This is a genomic window from Tunturiibacter empetritectus, from assembly GCF_013410875.1.
Lineage (GTDB): Bacteria > Acidobacteriota > Terriglobia > Terriglobales > Acidobacteriaceae > Edaphobacter > Edaphobacter empetritectus.
Window position 1 is genome coordinate 288561 of sequence record NZ_JACCCU010000002.1, and the last position, 17829, is coordinate 306389.

13 protein-coding genes and 1 tRNA gene are annotated in these 17829 nt (G+C 58.8%); 5 read left to right on the plus strand and 9 right to left on the minus strand.

All coding sequences use genetic code 11. The features are described 5' to 3' along the window. Positions 1-79: 79 nt before the first annotated feature. Positions 80-847, plus strand: a complete 768-nt coding sequence (locus HDF08_RS13375) for an SDR family NAD(P)-dependent oxidoreductase (RefSeq protein ID WP_179639172.1) — start codon at positions 80-82, stop codon at positions 845-847. Positions 848-1159: 312 nt separating this feature from the next. On the opposite strand, the gene HDF08_RS13380 is transcribed toward HDF08_RS13375, so the two are convergent. The 4 genes from HDF08_RS13380 to aroC form a co-directional block, all read right to left on the minus strand. Then, complete coding sequence (locus HDF08_RS13380) at positions 1160-2542, minus strand: transcription antitermination factor NusB (RefSeq protein WP_179639173.1); 1383 nt, start codon at positions 2540-2542, stop codon at positions 1160-1162. Continuing rightward, the gene (gene fmt / locus HDF08_RS13385) at positions 2539-3471 is read right to left on the minus strand and encodes a methionyl-tRNA formyltransferase (protein ID WP_179639174.1); all 933 of its coding nucleotides are present in this window, start codon (positions 3469-3471) and stop codon (positions 2539-2541) included. The genes HDF08_RS13380 and fmt overlap by 4 nt, the downstream gene beginning before the upstream one ends. 202 nt (positions 3472-3673) lie before the next feature. Continuing rightward, positions 3674-4213, minus strand: a complete 540-nt coding sequence (def, locus tag HDF08_RS13390; protein ID WP_353069392.1) for a peptide deformylase — start codon at positions 4211-4213, stop codon at positions 3674-3676. Positions 4214-4279: 66 nt separating this feature from the next. Beyond that, on the minus strand, positions 4280-5464 hold the full coding sequence (gene aroC / locus HDF08_RS13395; protein ID WP_179639175.1) for a chorismate synthase: 1185 nt from the start codon (positions 5462-5464) through the stop codon (positions 4280-4282). 200 nt (positions 5465-5664) lie between these two features. Between aroC and HDF08_RS13400 the strand changes: the two genes are divergently transcribed. After that, positions 5665-6123, plus strand: coding sequence for a hypothetical protein (locus HDF08_RS13400; protein ID WP_179639176.1), 459 nt, complete (start codon positions 5665-5667; stop codon positions 6121-6123). 157 nt (positions 6124-6280) lie between these two features. Here the strand turns inward: HDF08_RS13400 and HDF08_RS13405 are convergent, their stop codons facing one another. The 4 genes from HDF08_RS13405 to HDF08_RS13420 form a co-directional block, all read right to left on the minus strand. Further along, positions 6281-9460 (minus strand): TonB-dependent receptor, encoded by a 3180-nt coding sequence (locus HDF08_RS13405; RefSeq protein ID WP_179639177.1) that lies wholly within the window; start codon positions 9458-9460, stop codon positions 6281-6283. Between the two features lie 162 nt (positions 9461-9622). Beyond that, positions 9623-9793 (minus strand): hypothetical protein, encoded by a 171-nt coding sequence (locus HDF08_RS13410; protein WP_179639178.1) that lies wholly within the window; start codon positions 9791-9793, stop codon positions 9623-9625. Positions 9794-10213: 420 nt separating this feature from the next. After that, the gene (locus HDF08_RS13415) at positions 10214-11194 is read right to left on the minus strand and encodes a 3'-5' exoribonuclease YhaM family protein (protein ID WP_179639179.1); all 981 of its coding nucleotides are present in this window, start codon (positions 11192-11194) and stop codon (positions 10214-10216) included. Between the two features lie 81 nt (positions 11195-11275). Further along, positions 11276-13234: a peptidylprolyl isomerase gene (locus HDF08_RS13420; RefSeq protein WP_179639180.1), complete on the minus strand. Its 1959-nt coding sequence runs from the start codon at positions 13232-13234 to the stop codon at positions 11276-11278. 277 nt (positions 13235-13511) lie between these two features. Here HDF08_RS13420 and HDF08_RS13425 point away from each other — a divergent pair, with 277 nt between their 5' ends. Beyond that, positions 13512-15125, plus strand: coding sequence for a S41 family peptidase (locus HDF08_RS13425; RefSeq protein ID WP_179639181.1), 1614 nt, complete (start codon positions 13512-13514; stop codon positions 15123-15125). A gap of 72 nt (positions 15126-15197) precedes the next feature. On the opposite strand, the gene HDF08_RS13430 is transcribed toward HDF08_RS13425, so the two are convergent. Further along, positions 15198-15272, minus strand: a tRNA-Gly gene (locus HDF08_RS13430). Positions 15273-15443: 171 nt separating this feature from the next. Between HDF08_RS13430 and dinB the strand changes: the two genes are divergently transcribed. Then, on the plus strand, positions 15444-16502 hold the full coding sequence (dinB, locus tag HDF08_RS13435; protein ID WP_179639182.1) for a DNA polymerase IV: 1059 nt from the start codon (positions 15444-15446) through the stop codon (positions 16500-16502). Positions 16503-16790: 288 nt separating this feature from the next. Continuing rightward, positions 16791-17819, plus strand: coding sequence for a cytochrome c oxidase subunit II (gene coxB / locus HDF08_RS13440; RefSeq protein ID WP_179639183.1), 1029 nt, complete (start codon positions 16791-16793; stop codon positions 17817-17819). Positions 17820-17829: the final 10 nt, after the last annotated feature.

Here is a 17829-nt window from a genome sequence, read left to right on the forward strand (position 1 = left end):
GGAATCTGCGGTTGCCTTCCTCACACCCACACTAAAATCGGCTTTTGCCCAGCACAACGCATCGGAGGTTAGCCACCTGATGTCGAACTTCGCCACCTACCCCAGCCTCGAAGACCGCGTGGTGCTCATCACCGGCGGAGGTTCAGGCATAGGCGCATCCCTCGTCGAACACTTCGCGTCGCAACGCGCCAAAGTAGCTTTCCTCGATATCGCCGAGCAGCTATCCACAAACCTGGTCGAGCGCCTCGCACCCCACTGCGCGCACCGCCCACTCTTCCTGCCTTGCGATCTAACGAACATCCCAACGTTGCAATCGGCGATCGCGCAGATCTCGCGCAGCCTCGGCGCGCCCCAGGTCCTCGTCAACAACGCCGGCAGCGACGACCGCCACGACTTTGCCAACGTAACGCCCGAATATTGGGACCAAAGAATGGCAGTCAACCTCAAACATCAGTTCTTTGCCGCACAAGCCGTGGCGGAAGGGATGAAAGCGATCGGCAGCGGCTCCATCATCAACCTCAGTTCGATCTCGTGGATGATTCCAGGCCACCGCCTCCCCGTATACAACACAGCCAAAGCCGCCATCGTCGGCATGACGCGCTCCCTTGCACACGATCTGGGCCCAGCGGGAATCCGCGTCAACTGCGTCCTGCCCGGAGCAATCCTGACCGAGCGCCAGCATCAACTGTGGATGTCCCCAGAGTATGAGCAAGAGGTCCTCAGCCGCCAATGCCTCAAGCGCCACCTCCTGCCCGACGACGTTGCCCGCCTCGTCCTCTTCCTCGCCGCCGACGACAGCGAAGCGATCACCAATCAAAGTCACATCATCGACGGCGGCTGGATCTAAAAGCAAACGCGTATGGAAAATAGTTGAAGGCCTCGACCTCAGAAACTACAGGCAACTCTGCCTAAGTCATTTTGGAGGGTCTGTAAAGAGAGGTCTGTAAAGAACAGCCTTTGCTTCTAGGTAGGCCAAGGCTTTAGCCTTGGCAATCAAACCCGCCAAAGACGAGGGCTTTAGCCCCTGGGGTTTGCTTTCGTCATCCGCCGGGTGCCGGGTGCCCCATCCTTTCGCAGTCTCATCGCGATAGGGTGGGGGTATTCGCGCCACGCGCGAACCGCCCTTCACTTCTCCCAGTTAATATCGTTCGCGAATCGTCTAAGCCCGCTCCAGAATCACCGCATAAAACCCATCACCCCCATGCACTCCAGGCAGCGTCCGAAGCGCCCCATCCCGCACCGCCGACCCCATCTCCCCACTCAGAACCCCACGCTCCACCATCACACCATCCACCGGAACCCTAACCACACCACCCGCGCCAACCACCGCATCCACCACCCCCTCACACTCCTCCGCCTCCAGCGAGCAAGTCGAATAAACCAACCGTCCCCCCGGAGCCAGCCGTTTCAAAGCCCCCGTCAAAATCGACCTCTGCCTCTCCGCCTGCCGCACAAACTCCTCCACCTTCAGCCGATGCCGAATCTCCGGATTCCCCGCCATCGTCCCGGTCCCCGAGCAGGGCACATCGCAAAGAATCAGATCAAACTCCCCGGTGACACTTTTGGCATCCGCCGCATCGGCAACCGAAAACCCAACCCGCTCCGCATACGCATAACGCCGCAGTCTCGCCTCCGTCTGCGCCAGCCGCTTCGCACTCACATCACTAGCCACAATCTCTGCACTACCAAGTCGCTTCGCCAAAATCAAAGTCTTACCACCCGGAGCAGCACAGCAATCCCAAACCCGCTTCGCCTCAGGCATTGCCGCCGCAGCAATCTCCGCCACCAGCCGCGACCCATCATCCATCACCGGCCAATCCCCACCCCGCTCCACAAACATCCCACCCTTCGCAGGCTCCCGCTGATCCGCCTCACAGATCATCAACGCCGCCTCACGACCATACGCCGCAACCCACCGCTCCACCAGCCATCGCGGATGCCCCAGCCTCTCCGCAAACGCCGCAACCGATTCATGCAACGGAACCGTACGCCCAGAGCGAAGATCCGGGTGCCCCACATCTCGATTTTGAGATGTGGGTTTAGCCGCCAACTTCCGCAGCACCGCATTCACCATCCCCGTCGCATGTGGCTCCCCCGCCGCCCTGCAAAGCTCCACGCTCTCACTCAGCGCCGCATGCGCAGGAATCTTATCCAGGTGCAGCAACTGAAACGCCCCCAACCGCAGCGCAATCGCCACCGGCTCCGCCAGCCTCTGCTCCGGCCTCTGCAACAACCCACGCACCCGCGCATCCAGCGCTATCTGCCACCGCAACACCCCCATCACCAACGCCGTCGTCAGGTTCCGATCCTCAGGCGACAACCCATCCACCCGCGCCGAATGCAGCAACTCGTCGCTATGCCCCTTGTTCTCTCCCACCAGCTTCAAAATCTCAAACGCAGCCAGCCGAGCCGGCGTAATCTTCGCAACCGCAGCCTCCACCGAAGCCGTAGGCCCAGCCGACACCGGCCTCTTCCGCGCAGGCCCAACCTTGGCTGTCCCATCTACCCCCTGATCCCTGAGCCCTGCGCCCTGCTTCTTCATATCCCCAACCGTTCGCCGCTCTTCACCTGATACCCATGCAAAAACTCCGCCGCACTCACCCGCTTCTTCCCTTCCATCTGTACCTCAAGCAGCTCCGCCATCGTCCCACCCCCGCACCCAACCAGCATCTGCTCCCCATCCACCAGTAGCTCCCCCGCAACAACCGTACGCCCACTCCCAACTCTCATCTTCGCCACAATCAGCTTCTTCCCCCGCAGCGTCGTATGCGCACCCGGCCAGGGTTGAAACCCTCTCCACCTGTCATAGATCTGCTTCGCCGAGCGAGAAAAATCTACCAGCCCATCCTCTCGCTTCAAGATAGGAGCAAGCGTAGCCAGCGAATGGTTCTGCACCTCGGGACAGATCGTTCCCGCCTCCAACCGTCTCAGCGTCTCCACCATCAACTCCGCGCCCAGCGGTGCGAGACATCCATACACATCCACCGCCGTCTCCTCCTGCCCCACCGGGCACACCGCCGCCAACAGCATATCGCCCGTATCAAGCCCCGCGTCCAGCCGCATCGTCGTAACGCCCGTCACTACTTCTCCACAAGCCACCGCCCACTGAATCGGAGCAGCCCCGCGATACTTCGGCAACAACGACCCATGCAGATTGATGTTCCCAAACCGCGGCAGCTCCAGCATCCACTGCGGAATGATCCGCCCATACGCGACCACCAGAATCGCATCAGGCTTAATCTCTTCAAGCCACCCGCGCAACTCCAGATTGTTCTTGATCTTCTCCGGTTGCACCACTGTCAAGCCATGCAGTAACGCCGCCTGCTTCACCGGAGGAACATGAACCTCCAGCCCCCGCCCTGCCGCACGATCCGGCTGCGTCACCACCAGAGCAATCTCATGCCCCGCAGCAATCACCGCTTCAAGCGTAGGTACTGCAAACTCCGGCGTGCCACAAAAAACCAATTTCATTTTGATAATCCTCTGTCCTGCCGGACGGGCCTCCTACGCGGAGGGCGGTCACTTCGTGACTTGTATACCTTGTCTCGACAAGTCAACACCCAGGTCCGAGCGATGCTCGGGAAACAAAATCTTACGCCGACCAACGGGAGGCCGCTATTAAGCTCATGTCACCGAGACAACACCGCGAAGCGGTCGAGAACGGCACGAAGTGCTACCATTCGCCGTTCTTAATTAGCTTCTTGATCCTTCGAATCACCAGATCCCTCTTCAACCGGCTCAGCCGATCGATAAACAGCACACCCTCCAGATGATCGATCTCATGCTGCATCGCCCGCGCCAGCAACTCCGTCCCCTCAATCTCAAACCACTTCCCCGTCACATCCTGCGCCTTCACCTTCACCCACTCTGCCCGCTGCACCTTCTCGCGAATCTCCGGCAAACTCAGGCACCCCTCCTCCTCTACCTGCTTCCCTTCACGCTCCACAATCTCCGGATTGATCAGCACAATCTTCTCCTCCGGATTCTTCTTGAAGCTCACATCGATCACCGTAATCCGCTGCGAGATCGCAATCTGCGGCGCCGCCAGTCCAATCCCCTGCGCCACATACATGCTCTCGAACATCTCGTCGACCAGCTTCTTCAGCTTCGCGTCAAACACCGTCACCGTCTCTCCGCGCTTTGCCAGCACCGGATCCGGCCACTTCACCACCTCATGAATCTTCGTCTTCTTCTCGCTCACTTTTCCAGTCACTCAGCCTCTTTGTTGTCATTCCGCAGCGCAGCGGAGGAATCTGCTTCTCAACTTCAACGTCCTAAACTAATACGCTCGAATCTGCTCGCAATAGCCATTGAAATTTCGCTGCATCTCACGCAGCGAGTCCCCACCAAACTTCTCCACCACCAGCCGCGCCACCGTCAGCGCAACCATCGCCTCGGCCGCAACACCAGCTGCCGGCACCACACAAACATCGCTCCGCTCATAAGCAGCCTTCACCGGCTCACGCGTCTCAAAACTCACCGACTCCAGCGGCCTTCGCAACGTAGAAATCGGCTTCAAATATCCCCGCACCACCACATCCTCGCCATTCGAGATCCCGCCCTCAATCCCCCCGGCATTATTCTGCTCCCGCGAAAACTTCGTAAACCCGCGTCCCTCCTCAGGCGAACCCTCATACCCAATCGCATCATGCACCGCCGACCCCACCGATTCCGCCGCCGTCACCCCGCGTCCCAGCTCCACCGCCTTCACCGCCTGCAGACTCATCACCGCCTGCGCCAACAAACCATCCATCCGCTCATCCCAGTTCGCATGCGTCCCCACACCCGGCGGCAGCCCATGCACCACCACCTCAAACACACCACCCACCGTATCGCCCGTCCGCAGCACCGCATCCACCTCAGCCTTCATCCGAGCCTCGGCCTCATCATCCACACAGTTCAACAAAACCTCATCCTTCAACTGCAGAGCCGCAATCTCCTCCCACATCGCCGACCGACCAAGCTCCGCCTTCCCCACGCGAATCACGTGGCTCGCAACCTCCACGCCCAAAGCCCGCAGCAACAACTTCGCAATCGCACCCGCAGCAACCCTCGCCGCGCTCTCCCGCGCACTCGCCCGCTCCAGCACATACCGCGCATCGGGAAAGTCATACTTCAAACTCCCCGCCAGATCCGCATGCCCCGGCCGCGGCGAAGCGACAGCCTTATGCTTGCTTGAATCACCAACCTCTACAGGCAGTATGTCGACCCAGTTCTTCCAATCATTATTCGCGAGCACCATCGCAATCGGCGACCCGATCGTCTTGCCATGCCGCACCCCACTCAAAATATGGGCGGTATCTTTTTCAATCCGCATCCTCCCACCGCGTCCATATCCCTTCTGCCGCCGCCACAGCTCACGATCAACAAACTCCTGATCCACAGCCACACCCGCGGGCATCCCGCTCACCGTCGCCACCAGGCTCTCCCCGTGGCTCTCTCCCGCCGTAGAAAATCGCAACATCCGTATCAATCCCTCAAGAAACAGCACCCAAACCTAAATTGTAACAACCCGATCCACACCACCCTTCGAAGACTAAACCGGTCACATCGCAACACCTTCTGCACCTTCACACCCTTCTACCCATCTCACAAACAAATCTGTGCCGCAAACAACTCCCCCCTCCCAGCACGAATCAAATCGAAGTGGATCGAGGATAAAATATGTCCCGCATCAAACCATTCGCCGTCTCTGCTCTCGCCGTAGCACTGGTCAGCAGTGTCTCCGCAGCACCCGCGCAGATCTCCGTCAGTATCGGAGCGGCTCCCTACTGCCCCTACGGATACTTTGACTACTCCCCATACCCCTGCGCTCCCTATGGCTACTACGGACCCGACTGGTTCACCGGCGGAGTCTTCATCGGCGCCGGCCCCTGGTACCACGGCCACGGCGGCTTCTACGGACACGTCGACAACCGCTACGACCCACGTCACGGCTACGCAGGCCCCATGCCCGAGCGAAACGAGCAGGCCTTCAACCACTTCCACGGCAACGAAGCCCACGACCCGCAAGGTCACATAGGCAACGCCGGCCACGAGCCTACCAACGAACACAGCGCCGGCTTCCAAGGCGGCGGTCACCCCGGTGGTGGCGGCAGCCACGGCGGCGGAGGTCACCACTAAAACCGAATCAGCCCTCCCAGCAAAAGAAAAGAGACATCTCCCGGAACAAGGCGAGATGTCTCTTTTTTGCACTCCCGAAAGTCTTCACTCACAGAGTCTGAGGAGCGACCGAAGACGTCCACTCCTCAAACCACCGCAATCATGGCCTCTAGCGACGTTAGAACGAGAACCTCCCGCCGAACTCCCCTGTAAACGATCGCGGGATCACCGTGCTGCTCGGATTGATGAACCCCTTCGGCGTCAGGAAACTTGACCCGTCCGATACGATGCCATCGTAGTTGTTGCCATAGTTGGCGCGATTCGTAAGGTTGAATCCCTGGAAGAACAGCGCCACATTGTAGCGATCCTTGATCGAGATCGTCTTGCTGAACCGCGCATCCAGCTGTGCGAACGTCTGGCCGTGATTCGAGTCATACGAGACCTCGCGGCACCGGCCCGACACCAGGCAGCTCTTGTAGAAGCTCGCCAGCGTTGTAGCCCCGGTCGGATCCGCCGCCACCGCTGCCTTCGCAGTATTCAGATAGTCGGCATAAGCCTGCGTACTCTCCTTCGCTCCACTTAAGACCAGCGCATGCGGGTTGCTGCGACCGCTGCCTACCCCCCACAGATCGCTGCTCGACTCGACGATGTCCAGTGGCCGCGCGGAGCCCACCGACAAGATCGGCGAGATCTCGATCCGCCAAGGCAACGCGATCGTTCCAGCCGCCGTAATGTGGTGCCGCTCGTCGTTAGGCGCCGTCCCATAGTCCGGCTTCCGGAACTCCCCAAGAAACGGATTCGTCGCCGAGTTGCGGAACGCCGCAGGATTACCCTCAAACGCCAGCGCCTTCGCATACGTATAGTTCACAATCGCGCTGAAGTGACGATTCAACGACTGCCGATAGCTCAGATTCAGCCCATCGTAGTAAGAGCGCCCCAGCGACTTCTCCGCGCCGAACCGGCCAAGCACCGGAACCCCCGCCGCCTTGAACGCTGCGGCGAACGGACGAATCCCGCCGTTGAAGTACTCCGTCGGATTGATGTTCACCGTCTTGTCTTCGTGGATGCCGCGCGACTGGTTGTACTCCACCTCAAACACCGAGTGTGTTGTCAACGCATACTGAATCCCCAGGTTGATCTGCTGCGTGTAAGGATTGCGGAAACCGGGATCCATAAGGCGTCCCGTCGATCCCGTCGCAAGATTGAAGCTCGCAGGTGGAATCACCGGCGCCGGATCGACGCCATACCGGTACTGGCTCAACGGAATGTTTGTCCCCGGAACAAAGTTGGCCGCGCCGCAGCTCGTATCCGTTGGACCGGCGCAGGCGATCGAATACGTATTCGCAAACACCGCGCTGTTCGCCTGCTGAATCATGAACAGAGGAATATTCTCGAACGTCTGGCCAAAATACAGCCCATATCCTCCGCGAAGCACAAACCGCCCGTCGCCCCAGACATCATACGAGAATCCAATGCGAGGGCTGATGTCCAGATTGTCATTCTTGGGCAGGCCCGTGTAGTTTCCGCCAAGGAAATCCAACGTGGGCGTGTAGCCGACACCCACGAGGCTCACAGGTGGGGTCGTCGGAAGCGTTGGCACCGTCGTCGCAGCCGCAGCCACCAGCTCCTGGTGCGTGCGGCTGTTCGCCTGCTTGTCCAGTCCGTACGTATCGATATCGCGATCGTAGCGGATGCCAAGATTCAGAAACAGCCGTGACGTCGCCCGCCAGTCATCCTCAAAGTAGAGGCCAAGCATCTTCGGAGAAAGATTGAAGCTCGGATCGCCCGAGGTGCCGGTCGAAGCCTGAATCGCACCCGGTGAAGAGAATCCGTTCGGATACTTGCTCGGGTCCAGAAGGTTCGCTGCAGAATCGAAGAAGTCGAACTCCGGAGTCGGATTGTTTTCGAAGAATCCGCCAACCTGCGGTTCATACAGGAAGTCGAAGCCCATCTTCAAAGTATGTTTGCCAACCGTCTGCGAAAAATCATCGCGGAACTGGAACTTGTGCTGGCTCGACTTCTGCGGAACGTTGATGTTCGTCCCAAAGCTCGTCCCGTCGGGAAACAGAAAGTACGGAGTCCGCGTCGTTGAATCGATAAGGTTATTCCAGTACTGGAATCCCACCGTAAAGTTATTAATCGACTTCGATGACAGAATCGAGGTCAGCGTCGCATTGGCAATAATCAGATCATTGATCGTGAAGTTGCCTTCGGTCATATCCACCTGTCCGGTCGACTGATCGTTGTTGCTCTTGTTGTCCTGCGCCGTGTAGCTGACGTAAAACTTCTCCCGATCGCTGAAGTAGTGGTCCAGCCGGCCGTTGTACCTCTTCTCATCGAAGGGAGTCGCAATCGTATGGATCGGCTTTGCACCCAACGGCTCCGCCAGCACCAGTTCGTTGTACGAAAGGTCGGTCACTGCCAGGCTCGAACGCTCCCGCAATCCTTCATACGCAAAAAATCCGAAGTCCTTGTCCTTGCGGATCGGACCGTCAAGCGCCCCGCCATACTGCTGACGGCTGTAGTCCGGCTTTGGCTGCCCGGCCTGTTCGCTGATCGCATTGTTGGTCTGAATCGCCTGGCTCCGGAAGAAGCCATACAGCGCACCATGAAACTGGTTGGTCCCCGACTTGGTCACCACGTTCACCGCAGCACCTTCGCTGCGCCCGTTCTCAGCAGAAAACCGGCTCGTGCTGATGTTGAACTCCTGCACCGCCTCGAGCGGCAGCTGCATCACCGCACCGCCCACCGTGTTGTCTTTGTTATCCACGCCGTTGACCGTCGTGTTCGTATTGCGGCCGCTCGAACCGTTCACCGCATACACCGCATATCGGTTCTTCGTTGGATCGTAGCTATCCACCTGCTTCACGCCCGGCGCCAGAATCGCAAGGTTCGCAAAGTCGCGTCCGTTCAATGGCAGATTGTTGATCTCCTGCGGAGTCACAGCCGTAGAGCTGTCCGTCTTCTCCGCATTCACTAGCTGGTTTCCGGTCGAGACCTCGATCGAGGTCGACACCTGCCCGGCTATCAGCGGGAAATTCGCATTCAGCGTCGTCCCTACAATCAGCTCAAGATTCGCAGCCTGACCGGAGCTGAAGCCCTGCGCCTCTACCTTCACCGTATAGGTCCCGACCGGCAGCAGGTCGAACCTGTACTCCCCGGCACGATTCGTGGTGACCGTACGCTGAGAGTTCGTCCCCTTGTTCGTCGCGGTAACCGTGGCGCCCGCCACTGCGGCGCCCGTCGCATCCGTGACCGCTCCGACGATGTTCCCGGTGCTGGTCGCCTGACCGAAGACCGCTGCGGTCGCGAACATCATGACTAGAAAAACAACGAGGCGTTGATATCTGATATGCATATTCCTCCGGATAAAGAAAAGCAGACCGCCAGCTCGAATAAGCCACAGTCGATAAAAACGTTCTTCTGAGGCCCGTGGACCCAAAAGATGACAGATGTAGGTAATGCTGCCGATGTTACCCCAGACTAAGTCGCCGTGCAAACAAAAAAGCCTGCGGATCGTCTATTGCTGAATCGGCGTGGAGTCGCTTTCGCTTTTTTTGCTTGGCGTGGAGTCACTTTCGCTTTTTTGTTTTGGCGTGGAGTCGCTTTCGCTTTTTTGTTTGTCATTCCCAAGGGAATCTGCGTTTGCAGTCTCTACACCCAGGCAAATCGCCACAGCAGGATTGCTCATGAGCCAATCCGCCAGAATCGCTTAGACAGCCACCTTCCAAAAAAAATCAAAAATCTCTTTTAGCCTTACCCTCATCGTCCGGCGTTCCCCAATCAAAGGGCAGGCAGGAACCGCGGCGGTGGCATGAGCGGACCTGTACCGCGACCCACTGCCCTATCGCCCCGCCGAACCTTGCATGCAGGCAAGATGGCAGGTGCCATCTGACCGTCAGCCAGCCGGGTTCAAAAATAAATGTCAAAACCGTGGCGCATCTTCACAAGCCGGAAAAGTGACGGCGAAACACCACGTTCTCACCAGAAACCCACCACAACCACACCACAATTTACCAGCGAAAAAACACCCTAAAATCGCAAAACCCCCAGCAAAAACGCCACTCTACCACGCCAATATTTTTTCTCGCCCCAAACCCCAAAAACTCGCCTACTCGTCCTTCAAATATCCCTGAGTATTCAGCAGCGGCCGATCCATACTCCTCACCCAGTCGGTCACCTCGCCGCTGCTCTTCCCACTCGCCACCGCCGCCGCAAACTCATTCCGCATCGCCTGCATCTTCGCCTCAAGATCATCCAACGCACTCAAAAGAATAGCCTCCGGCGTCATCGGCAGCTTCGGCGAACCAAACTCATACTTCCCATGATGGCTCAAAATCATATGCTCCACCAGCACCCGCAGCTTCTCCGGAAACGGCGCCAGCTCCCGCACCTTCTCCCGCAGCATCCCCTGCGCAATGCTGATATGCCCAATCATCTGGCCCTCCAGCGTATAGCTGAAGCTCGAGCCCCAGGAAAGTTCACGAATCTTGCCGATATCATGCAAAATCGCCCCCGTAACCAGCAGATCCGCATCCACCTCCGGATAAAAAGGAGCCGTCCCCAGACACACCCGCACCAGCGTCAGCACATGTTCCAGCAACCCGCCAAGCCACGCATGATGCAGCCGCTTCGCCGCAGGAGCCGCCTTGAACGCAGGTCCTATCTGCTCATCATCAAGAAACGCAAACACCAGTCGTTGCAGCTCTAAATTCTTGAAAGCAGAGACATACCCCCGTAGCTCCCCCCACATCTGCTCCACATCGAACTTCGTCGAAGGCTGAAAGTCCTTCGGATCGACCTCCGACTCCGCCGCCAGCCGCAGCTTCTTCAACGTAATCTGGAACCTCCCCTGATACCTGGAGATATCCCCCTGCACCTTCACATAACAACCTTCGTCACAGGTCGCAATCGCCTCCGTCACGTCATCCCACATGCGTGCTTCAAGCGATCCCGTCTTATCGCTAACCATTAACGCAAGATACTGTCCCCCCTGCTTCTTGTCTCTCACCTGCATCGACGTCAAAACAAAGTAAGTCGTCACTGTCGCGTTATCGAACCGCGCCGCATCTTCAACAAAAAAGTCTTTCATCTCAAACAGAATACCGCGCACCGACACAAACAGAAGCGCGAGAGCCGAAGCCCTCGCGCTGTAAGGAAAACCGCACGCCTACTACGGAGGAGGAGTCGGAATCGGCGACCCCGGCGTAGCCGGTGGCTGACCTCCATCCGGAGGATTACTGGCAGGAGGCGCAGTCGCCGGAGGCAGTGTCGTCTTATCGCTCGCCTTCGGTGCAGGAGTTCCCGTTCCATGAACTCCTTCCAACGGAGTTCCTCGGTCAGGAGCCTTCGACGGCGTCTCCTCCAGCGGAGCCTTCGGAGTAGGAGCCTGATTTTGCAGCCGCTCCTTCTTCGCTCCCTTCACCTTCTTCTTTTTCTTCTTCTTGGCCGTGTCCCCGTTCAGTCCCAGCGGTGCCGCCTGGGTCTGCTGGGTCGCCTTCTCTTCCGCACTCGCGGGAGCAGGCGCAGCAGCCGCCTTCTCCTTCACCTTCTTTACCTTCGCCGTCTTCTTCGCTACAGCATCAACCTTTGCGCGATCACTGAAACGTGTCTTTCCAGCGACAGGCGTTGTCGCTGCAAGGGGATTCGCTCCCGTATCCGAGCTCGACTCCTGCGCCACCGTCTCCAGCGGTGCAATCGCCGTTCCAGGAGCTGCCGCCTGCGCAGAGGCAGACGAAGCCGAAGCCGCACCAGCGCCTACATCGCTCCCCGAAGCCGTCTCCTCAGGCCCTGCCGGCAAAGAGTTCCGCGGAGCCTGTCCAAACCGAACCTTCTCCCGCTTCACCTTCTTCGGCTTTGCAGGCTTTCCGTTCTTCGTCGTGGTCGTAGTCGGAGTTGCCACCGCGGCAACCGGCTTAGCCACGGGCGCCGTAGTCGTCTTCGCAGCCGTAGAGAACTTCGTGCCCCGATCAAATCTCTTCTTCTGCTGAGCCGTCTTCTTCTTCACGACCGGCGGAGCATACGCCGTAAATACCGGCTTGGTCTGCTTCGCGCTCGCGCCCGAGTCCACATATCCGGCGCGAATATCGATATAAGCCTCTTCCCGCAGCTTCGTCAGGTACGCGCGCAGCGCAGGCTGCATCTGCTCCGAGTACATCGCCTCCTGAATCTGCTGTTCAACGTCCTTAATAGGTGGCACCCCGGGAGCCACATGGTCGGTGACCTTCAAGATCACAAACCCCTGCCGCGTCCGGATCGGCGCCGTCCACTCCCCCGCCTTCAGGCTGAAGGTCTGATCCTCCAGCACCTTCGCCAGCGCCCCACGCTTGTAAAGTCCCAGATCCCCGCCCTTATCGGCGGTCGGCCCGCCAGAGTTCGCCTTCGCCAACTCCTCGAAGTTCCCACCGTCCTTCAGCTTTGCCTCAATACCGTCTGCTTTCGCCTTTGCCTGGGCAACCGCGGCATCATCGGCGTCGGCAGCCGAAGGAATCAGGATCTCGCTCAGCTTGATCTGCTCCGGCTGAACAAACTCCTGCTTATGTGCGTCGTAGTAAGCCTGCTCCTGGCCCTGCGTGATCTGCAGACGCCGGCCCACCTCATCCCGCACCACCTGCTGGGTAATCACGCTATCGCGAATCCCAGCCTTGAAGTCCTCAAAAGAGACGCCCTGCTGTCGTGCCGCCTTCTCCAGGTCCTCCATCGTGTCCATGTGGTTCTGCTTACGAATCTCGTCCAGCCGCCGAATCACATCAGCGTCCGCGTTGATCCCCAGTTCCTTGCCTCGTGAGAGCAGCAACTGCTTATCGATCATGTCGCGCAGCAGGTTCTTCTGCCTGTCAGTAACGTCGGCAGCACTTGCCCCACTCTGCCGGGCTTCTTCCGCAAGCTGTTGTTCCGCCCGTTCTACGTCGCTCCGGCTGATGATCTGGTCGTTTACATGCACGACCACATCCTCCACCACGGTCCCATTCGGCGTAATCGGCTGAGTCACTGGCAGCGTCAACACTGGTTGCGGCGCGTTCGGAACGCTCAAAGGGCTCTGGTACCGCGGCGCTTGTGCCTGCACCACTCCCGGCAGTGTCAGCAAACCTAGCCCGCACACCACCGCAAACTGCGAAATTCTCAAGGTCATCGTCACTCGTATCTTTATCAACATCCCAACATCAAAATCCCAGCCACAGCCCAGGTTCGAACCCTTCTCGCCCAACACGTCCGCCCTGGCTTTTTAGACTCAACCCAGGATTGGACGGTATCCGTACCCAATTCTAACTGCCGCGCCCCGAACAAGCGAATCCCTCCTTCGGCGCAGCCCGGCTCACCCCCGGATGCTATACTCCGTCCAAGATAGGACGTCTGTCCCAGCGCATCTTTAAGCGCCGTCTCCACCCTTTTTGAGGTCACCCAAGCCCATGGCTCCCCGCACCCGCCGCGCACTCTTCTCCGCTACCGTCTTTCTGGCCACCTGCGCCGTCATCGGCTCCTTCATCAACCAGAAGGTCGCCGCCCAGTCCGCCAGCGATGAGTCCACCCTGCGCGACTCACTCCACTCCTTCACCAACGTCTACTCCCTGGTCGAGCAGAACTACGCTGAGCCCCTCAACACCGACAAGACCGACAAGGCCATCTACGACGGCGCGATTCCAGGCATGCTCCACGTCCTCGATCCCCACTCAAACTTCTACGACCCCAAAGCCTTCGCCCAGATGCGCGAAGACCAGCACGGCAAGTACTACGGCGTCGGCATGACCATTCAGCCGCAGCCCACCCCCAGCGGCAAGACCAAAATCGTCGTTCTCTACCCCTTCGAAGGAACTCCCTCCTATAAAGCCGGCATCCGTCCCGGCGACGAGATCCTCACCGTCGACGGCAAATCCACTGAAGGCATGGACTCCACTGCAGTCGCCACCATGCTCAAAGGCGCACGCGGCACCCACGTCTCCGTCACGATGGTTCGCGAAGGCGCAGCCCGGCCTCTCGTCTTCGATCTCGTCCGCGACGAAATCCCCCGCCCCTCGGTTGATCTGGCCTTCCTGCTCAGCCCCGGCGTCGGCTACATCCACGTCTCCAGCTTCATCGAAACCACCAGCCACGAAGTCGGCGACGCACTCGACAAGTTCGGCGACATTCACGGCCTCGTCCTCGACCTGCGCGGTAACCCCGGCGGCCTGCTCAACGAAGCCGTCAACATGTCCGACAAGTTCCTGCAAAAGGGACAGATCGTAGTCTCCCAGCGTGGCCGCGCCTTCCCCGACCAGGTCTACCGCGCAACCCGCGGCGAAGAAGGTCCTAAGTTTCCCATCGTCGTTCTGGTCAACCGCAACACCGCCTCAGCCGCTGAGATCGTCTCCGGCGCCCTGCAGGATCACGACCGCGCCCTCATCGTCGGCGAAACCACCTTCGGCAAGGGCCTTGTGCAGACGGTCTTTCAGATCACCGAGAACACCGGCCTCGCCCTCACCACCTATCACTACTACACGCCCTCGGGCCGCCTCATCCAGCGCAACTACGACCATGTCTCCCTCTACGACTACTACTACGTCCGCGACGACGCTGACAAAACGAAGGACAAGAGCAACCTCGAGGTCAAACTCACCGACTCCGGACGTACCGTCTACGGCGGCGGCGGAATCACTCCTGACGAGAAGATCGACAACCAGAAGTTGAACCACTTCCAGGACAGCCTCCTCATCCACTACGCCTTCTTCAACTTCAGCAAGCACTATCTCGCCAGCCACACCGTCACCAAAGACTTCACGGTCGACGATGCAGTCCTCCAACAGTTCAAGGCCTTCCTCAAGGACAATCAGGTTGACTACACCGACTCCGACATCGCCGGCGTCAGCGACTGGGTCAAGGAGAGCATCAAGAGCGAGCTCTTCACCTCGCAGTTCGGTCAACTCGAAGGTCTCAAAGTCCGCGCCGAGTGGGACCCCCAGATCGCCAAGGCAGTCACCTTCCTACCCGAAGCCCAGACCCTCGAAGATCACTCCAAGCTGGCCCAGAAGAACACCGCCAGCCGCTAAACCTTAACTCATCGCCGATAGAAAAAGGCGTTCAAGCACAAGCTTGAACGCCTTTTCCATGCTTCAAAGTAATGGAGCGGGAGACCGGGATCGAACCGGCGACATTCAGCTTGGGAAGCTGACGTTCTGCCACTGAACTACTCCCGCATCACATCCGATTATACGCAAAAGATTCAAGCAAAACTTGAGGGTTTCTCTGCTTCACTCAATCGCACCCATCAGGCACAAAGATCCGCACGCTTCGCGCACACATCAAAAGATGGCTGCCGACATCTCACTCTTCATTCTCAACCCCGAGGCCTATCATGGATCTAAATCATGGTTCGCAAGATCGTTCACGTAGATATGGACGCGTTCTATGCCTCGGTCGAGCAACGTGATGATCCGGCGCTGCGCGGAAGACCCGTCGTCGTCGCCTGGCGTGGCAAGCGATCCGTGGTCTGTGCAGCCTCCTACGAGGCTCGACGCTTTGGTGTCCACTCCGCCATGCCGGCCATTCATGCCGAACGGCTGTGTCCAGAGGCGATCTTCATACCGCCTGACTTCACTCGCTACCGTGCCGTCTCCCGTGCCGTGCGAGACATCTTCCAGCGCCACACCGATCTGATCGAGCCTCTCTCCCTCGACGAGGCTTATCTCGACGTCACCGAGAACAAGACCGGCCTGCCCACCGCAACGCGGGTAGCCATCACCATCCGGCAGCAGATTCAAGATGAGCTCCACCTCACAGCATCCGCCGGGGTGGCGCAAAATAAATTCCTCGCCAAGATCGCCTCCGACTGGCGCAAACCAAACGGTCTCTTCGTCATTCAACCCGAGGAGGTTCAAACCTTCCTCCCTCCCCTTCCCGTCGCACGCATCCCCGGCGTCGGCAAGGTCACCGAAACCCGCCTGAAGCAGATCGGCATCCTTACCATCGCTGACCTGCTGGCCCTGGAATCAAGCGCCCTCGAAGCCCAGTTCGGCCGTTACGGAGTACGCCTCCACGAGCTGGCCCGGGGGATCGACCACAGCAAGGTCATCCCGGATAGGCCAACCAAATCCATCTCTGCCGAAGACACCTTCGAGCGCGACATTCCCCTGTCTGAAACCGAGGAGCTCATCCGTCGTCTCGCAGAAAAAGTGTGGATCGCCTCCCGCAAAGAAGGTCGCATAGCGCGAACCGTGGTTCTAAAACTAAAGACAAGCGATTTCACCATCCTCACCCGCAGCCACACCCCTCCCGTCCCTCCAGAATCCTGCGAGGAGCTCACCGCTATCGCTCTCTTCCTCCGAGGGCGTATAACTCTGGAACCCGCTCAACGCTTCCGTTTGGTGGGGGTCGGCCTGAGTAACTTTCGCGACGCCGAAAGCCCGCAGTCCCCTCTGTTCGACTAGATCCACATCAAGCCCGCGCAACATGGCCGCGAACAGCAGTGAGATAATCTCCAAAATTTCTCTTTATAAAGCTGCCGCCATTTGAATCTCACTTCCATCTAACGCAGGTGAATGTCATAAAGGAAACAAAATGTTTCGCAAGTTCAATCAACCGTGCTGGATTGGTTTAACATCGTTTTCAGACCCTTGGCTTTAGTGATGCTCCTTCAACCTGTTGCGTAGCGAGGTCATACCGTCTTGTCTCCTTTCACCGGACATTCGCCGACAGATACCTCTCAAAACAGAATCATGCCCGCATGGATCTTGCGGGGAGCAGCGTTCAGCCTGTCTTTAGTTGCCGGCACGGCCTTCGCGCAAACCCCCACCAATGTCTTCGACCCCGCAGGCACTCCGGCACGCTCCACCTTCGGCCTGTCGATGCTTGTCCTCTCTATCACGCTGGTTATATTTCTCATCGTCGCCGGCCTCTTGCTCTATGCGCTGATCCGCTTCCGCCACCGCCCGACGGACTCCAATCGCGAGCCCGCCCAGATCTACGGCAGCAACCAGATCGAGCTCTCCTGGACCGTCATTCCGATCCTGATCGTCGTTACGCTCTTCCTCACCACCACGCGCGTGATCCTCGGAACCCAGGCAATTCCCAAGCCCGCAAGCGCCATGGATGTAACCGTCATCGGCCATCAGTTTTGGTGGGAGTATCGCTATCCCAAATCCGGCGTTGTCACCGCCAACGAGCTCCACGTTCCCATCAGCGATCCCGCATCGCCTACCCCAACCTATCTCACCATGTCCTCCGCCGACGTCTCCCACAGCTTCTGGGTGCCTCGCCTCGCCGGCAAGATGGACCTAATCCCAAATCGCGTCAACACCATGTGGATCGACCCTGAAGCAACAGGCCTCTATCTCGGCCAGTGCGCCCAATACTGCGGCACCCAGCATGCCAAGATGCTCCTCCGCGTCTACGCGCAGTCCCCGCAGGAATTCGCCGCGTGGATCGAGCAGCAGAACAAACCCGCGCAACAAGAATTCCCCGGCAACCCCGCCGCGACCGAAGGCCAGGCCGTCTTCATGAAGAACGCCTGCATCAACTGCCACACCGTCAAAGGAACCGTCGCCACCGGTCGCTTCGGCCCCGATCTGACCCATCTCGCCAGCCGCGACACCATCGCCTCCGGCCCGATTCAAAACACGCCCGAGAATCTGAAGAAGTGGGTCGAGGATCCAAACACCATGAAGCCCGGCTCGCTGATGCCGGCGATGCACCTGAACGATCATGATCTCGACGTCATCACCGCTTATCTCTCTCAGCTTCACTAACCCTTTACCG

What these genes read in the sequence shown, in the direction of transcription:
- HDF08_RS13375 (WP_179639172.1), top strand. Translation starts at nt 80, where the DNA reads ATGTCGAACTTCGCCACCTACCCCAGCCTCGAAGACCGCGTGGTGCTC.
- HDF08_RS13380 (WP_179639173.1), bottom strand. Translation starts at nt 2,542, where the DNA reads ATGAAGAAGCAGGGCGCAGGGCTCAGGGATCAGGGGGTAGATGGGACA.
- fmt (WP_179639174.1), bottom strand. Translation starts at nt 3,471, where the DNA reads ATGAAATTGGTTTTTTGTGGCACGCCGGAGTTTGCAGTACCTACGCTT.
- aroC (WP_179639175.1), bottom strand. Translation starts at nt 5,464, where the DNA reads ATGTTGCGATTTTCTACGGCGGGAGAGAGCCACGGGGAGAGCCTGGTG.
- HDF08_RS13400 (WP_179639176.1), top strand. Translation starts at nt 5,665, where the DNA reads ATGTCCCGCATCAAACCATTCGCCGTCTCTGCTCTCGCCGTAGCACTG.
- HDF08_RS13405 (WP_179639177.1), bottom strand. Translation starts at nt 9,460, where the DNA reads ATGCATATCAGATATCAACGCCTCGTTGTTTTTCTAGTCATGATGTTC.
- HDF08_RS13410 (WP_179639178.1), bottom strand. Translation starts at nt 9,793, where the DNA reads ATGAGCAATCCTGCTGTGGCGATTTGCCTGGGTGTAGAGACTGCAAAC.
- HDF08_RS13415 (WP_179639179.1), bottom strand. Translation starts at nt 11,194, where the DNA reads ATGAAAGACTTTTTTGTTGAAGATGCGGCGCGGTTCGATAACGCGACA.
- HDF08_RS13420 (WP_179639180.1), bottom strand. Translation starts at nt 13,234, where the DNA reads ATGACCTTGAGAATTTCGCAGTTTGCGGTGGTGTGCGGGCTAGGTTTG.
- HDF08_RS13425 (WP_179639181.1), top strand. Translation starts at nt 13,512, where the DNA reads ATGGCTCCCCGCACCCGCCGCGCACTCTTCTCCGCTACCGTCTTTCTG.
- dinB (WP_179639182.1), top strand. Translation starts at nt 15,444, where the DNA reads ATGGTTCGCAAGATCGTTCACGTAGATATGGACGCGTTCTATGCCTCG.
- coxB (WP_179639183.1), top strand. Translation starts at nt 16,791, where the DNA reads ATGCCCGCATGGATCTTGCGGGGAGCAGCGTTCAGCCTGTCTTTAGTT.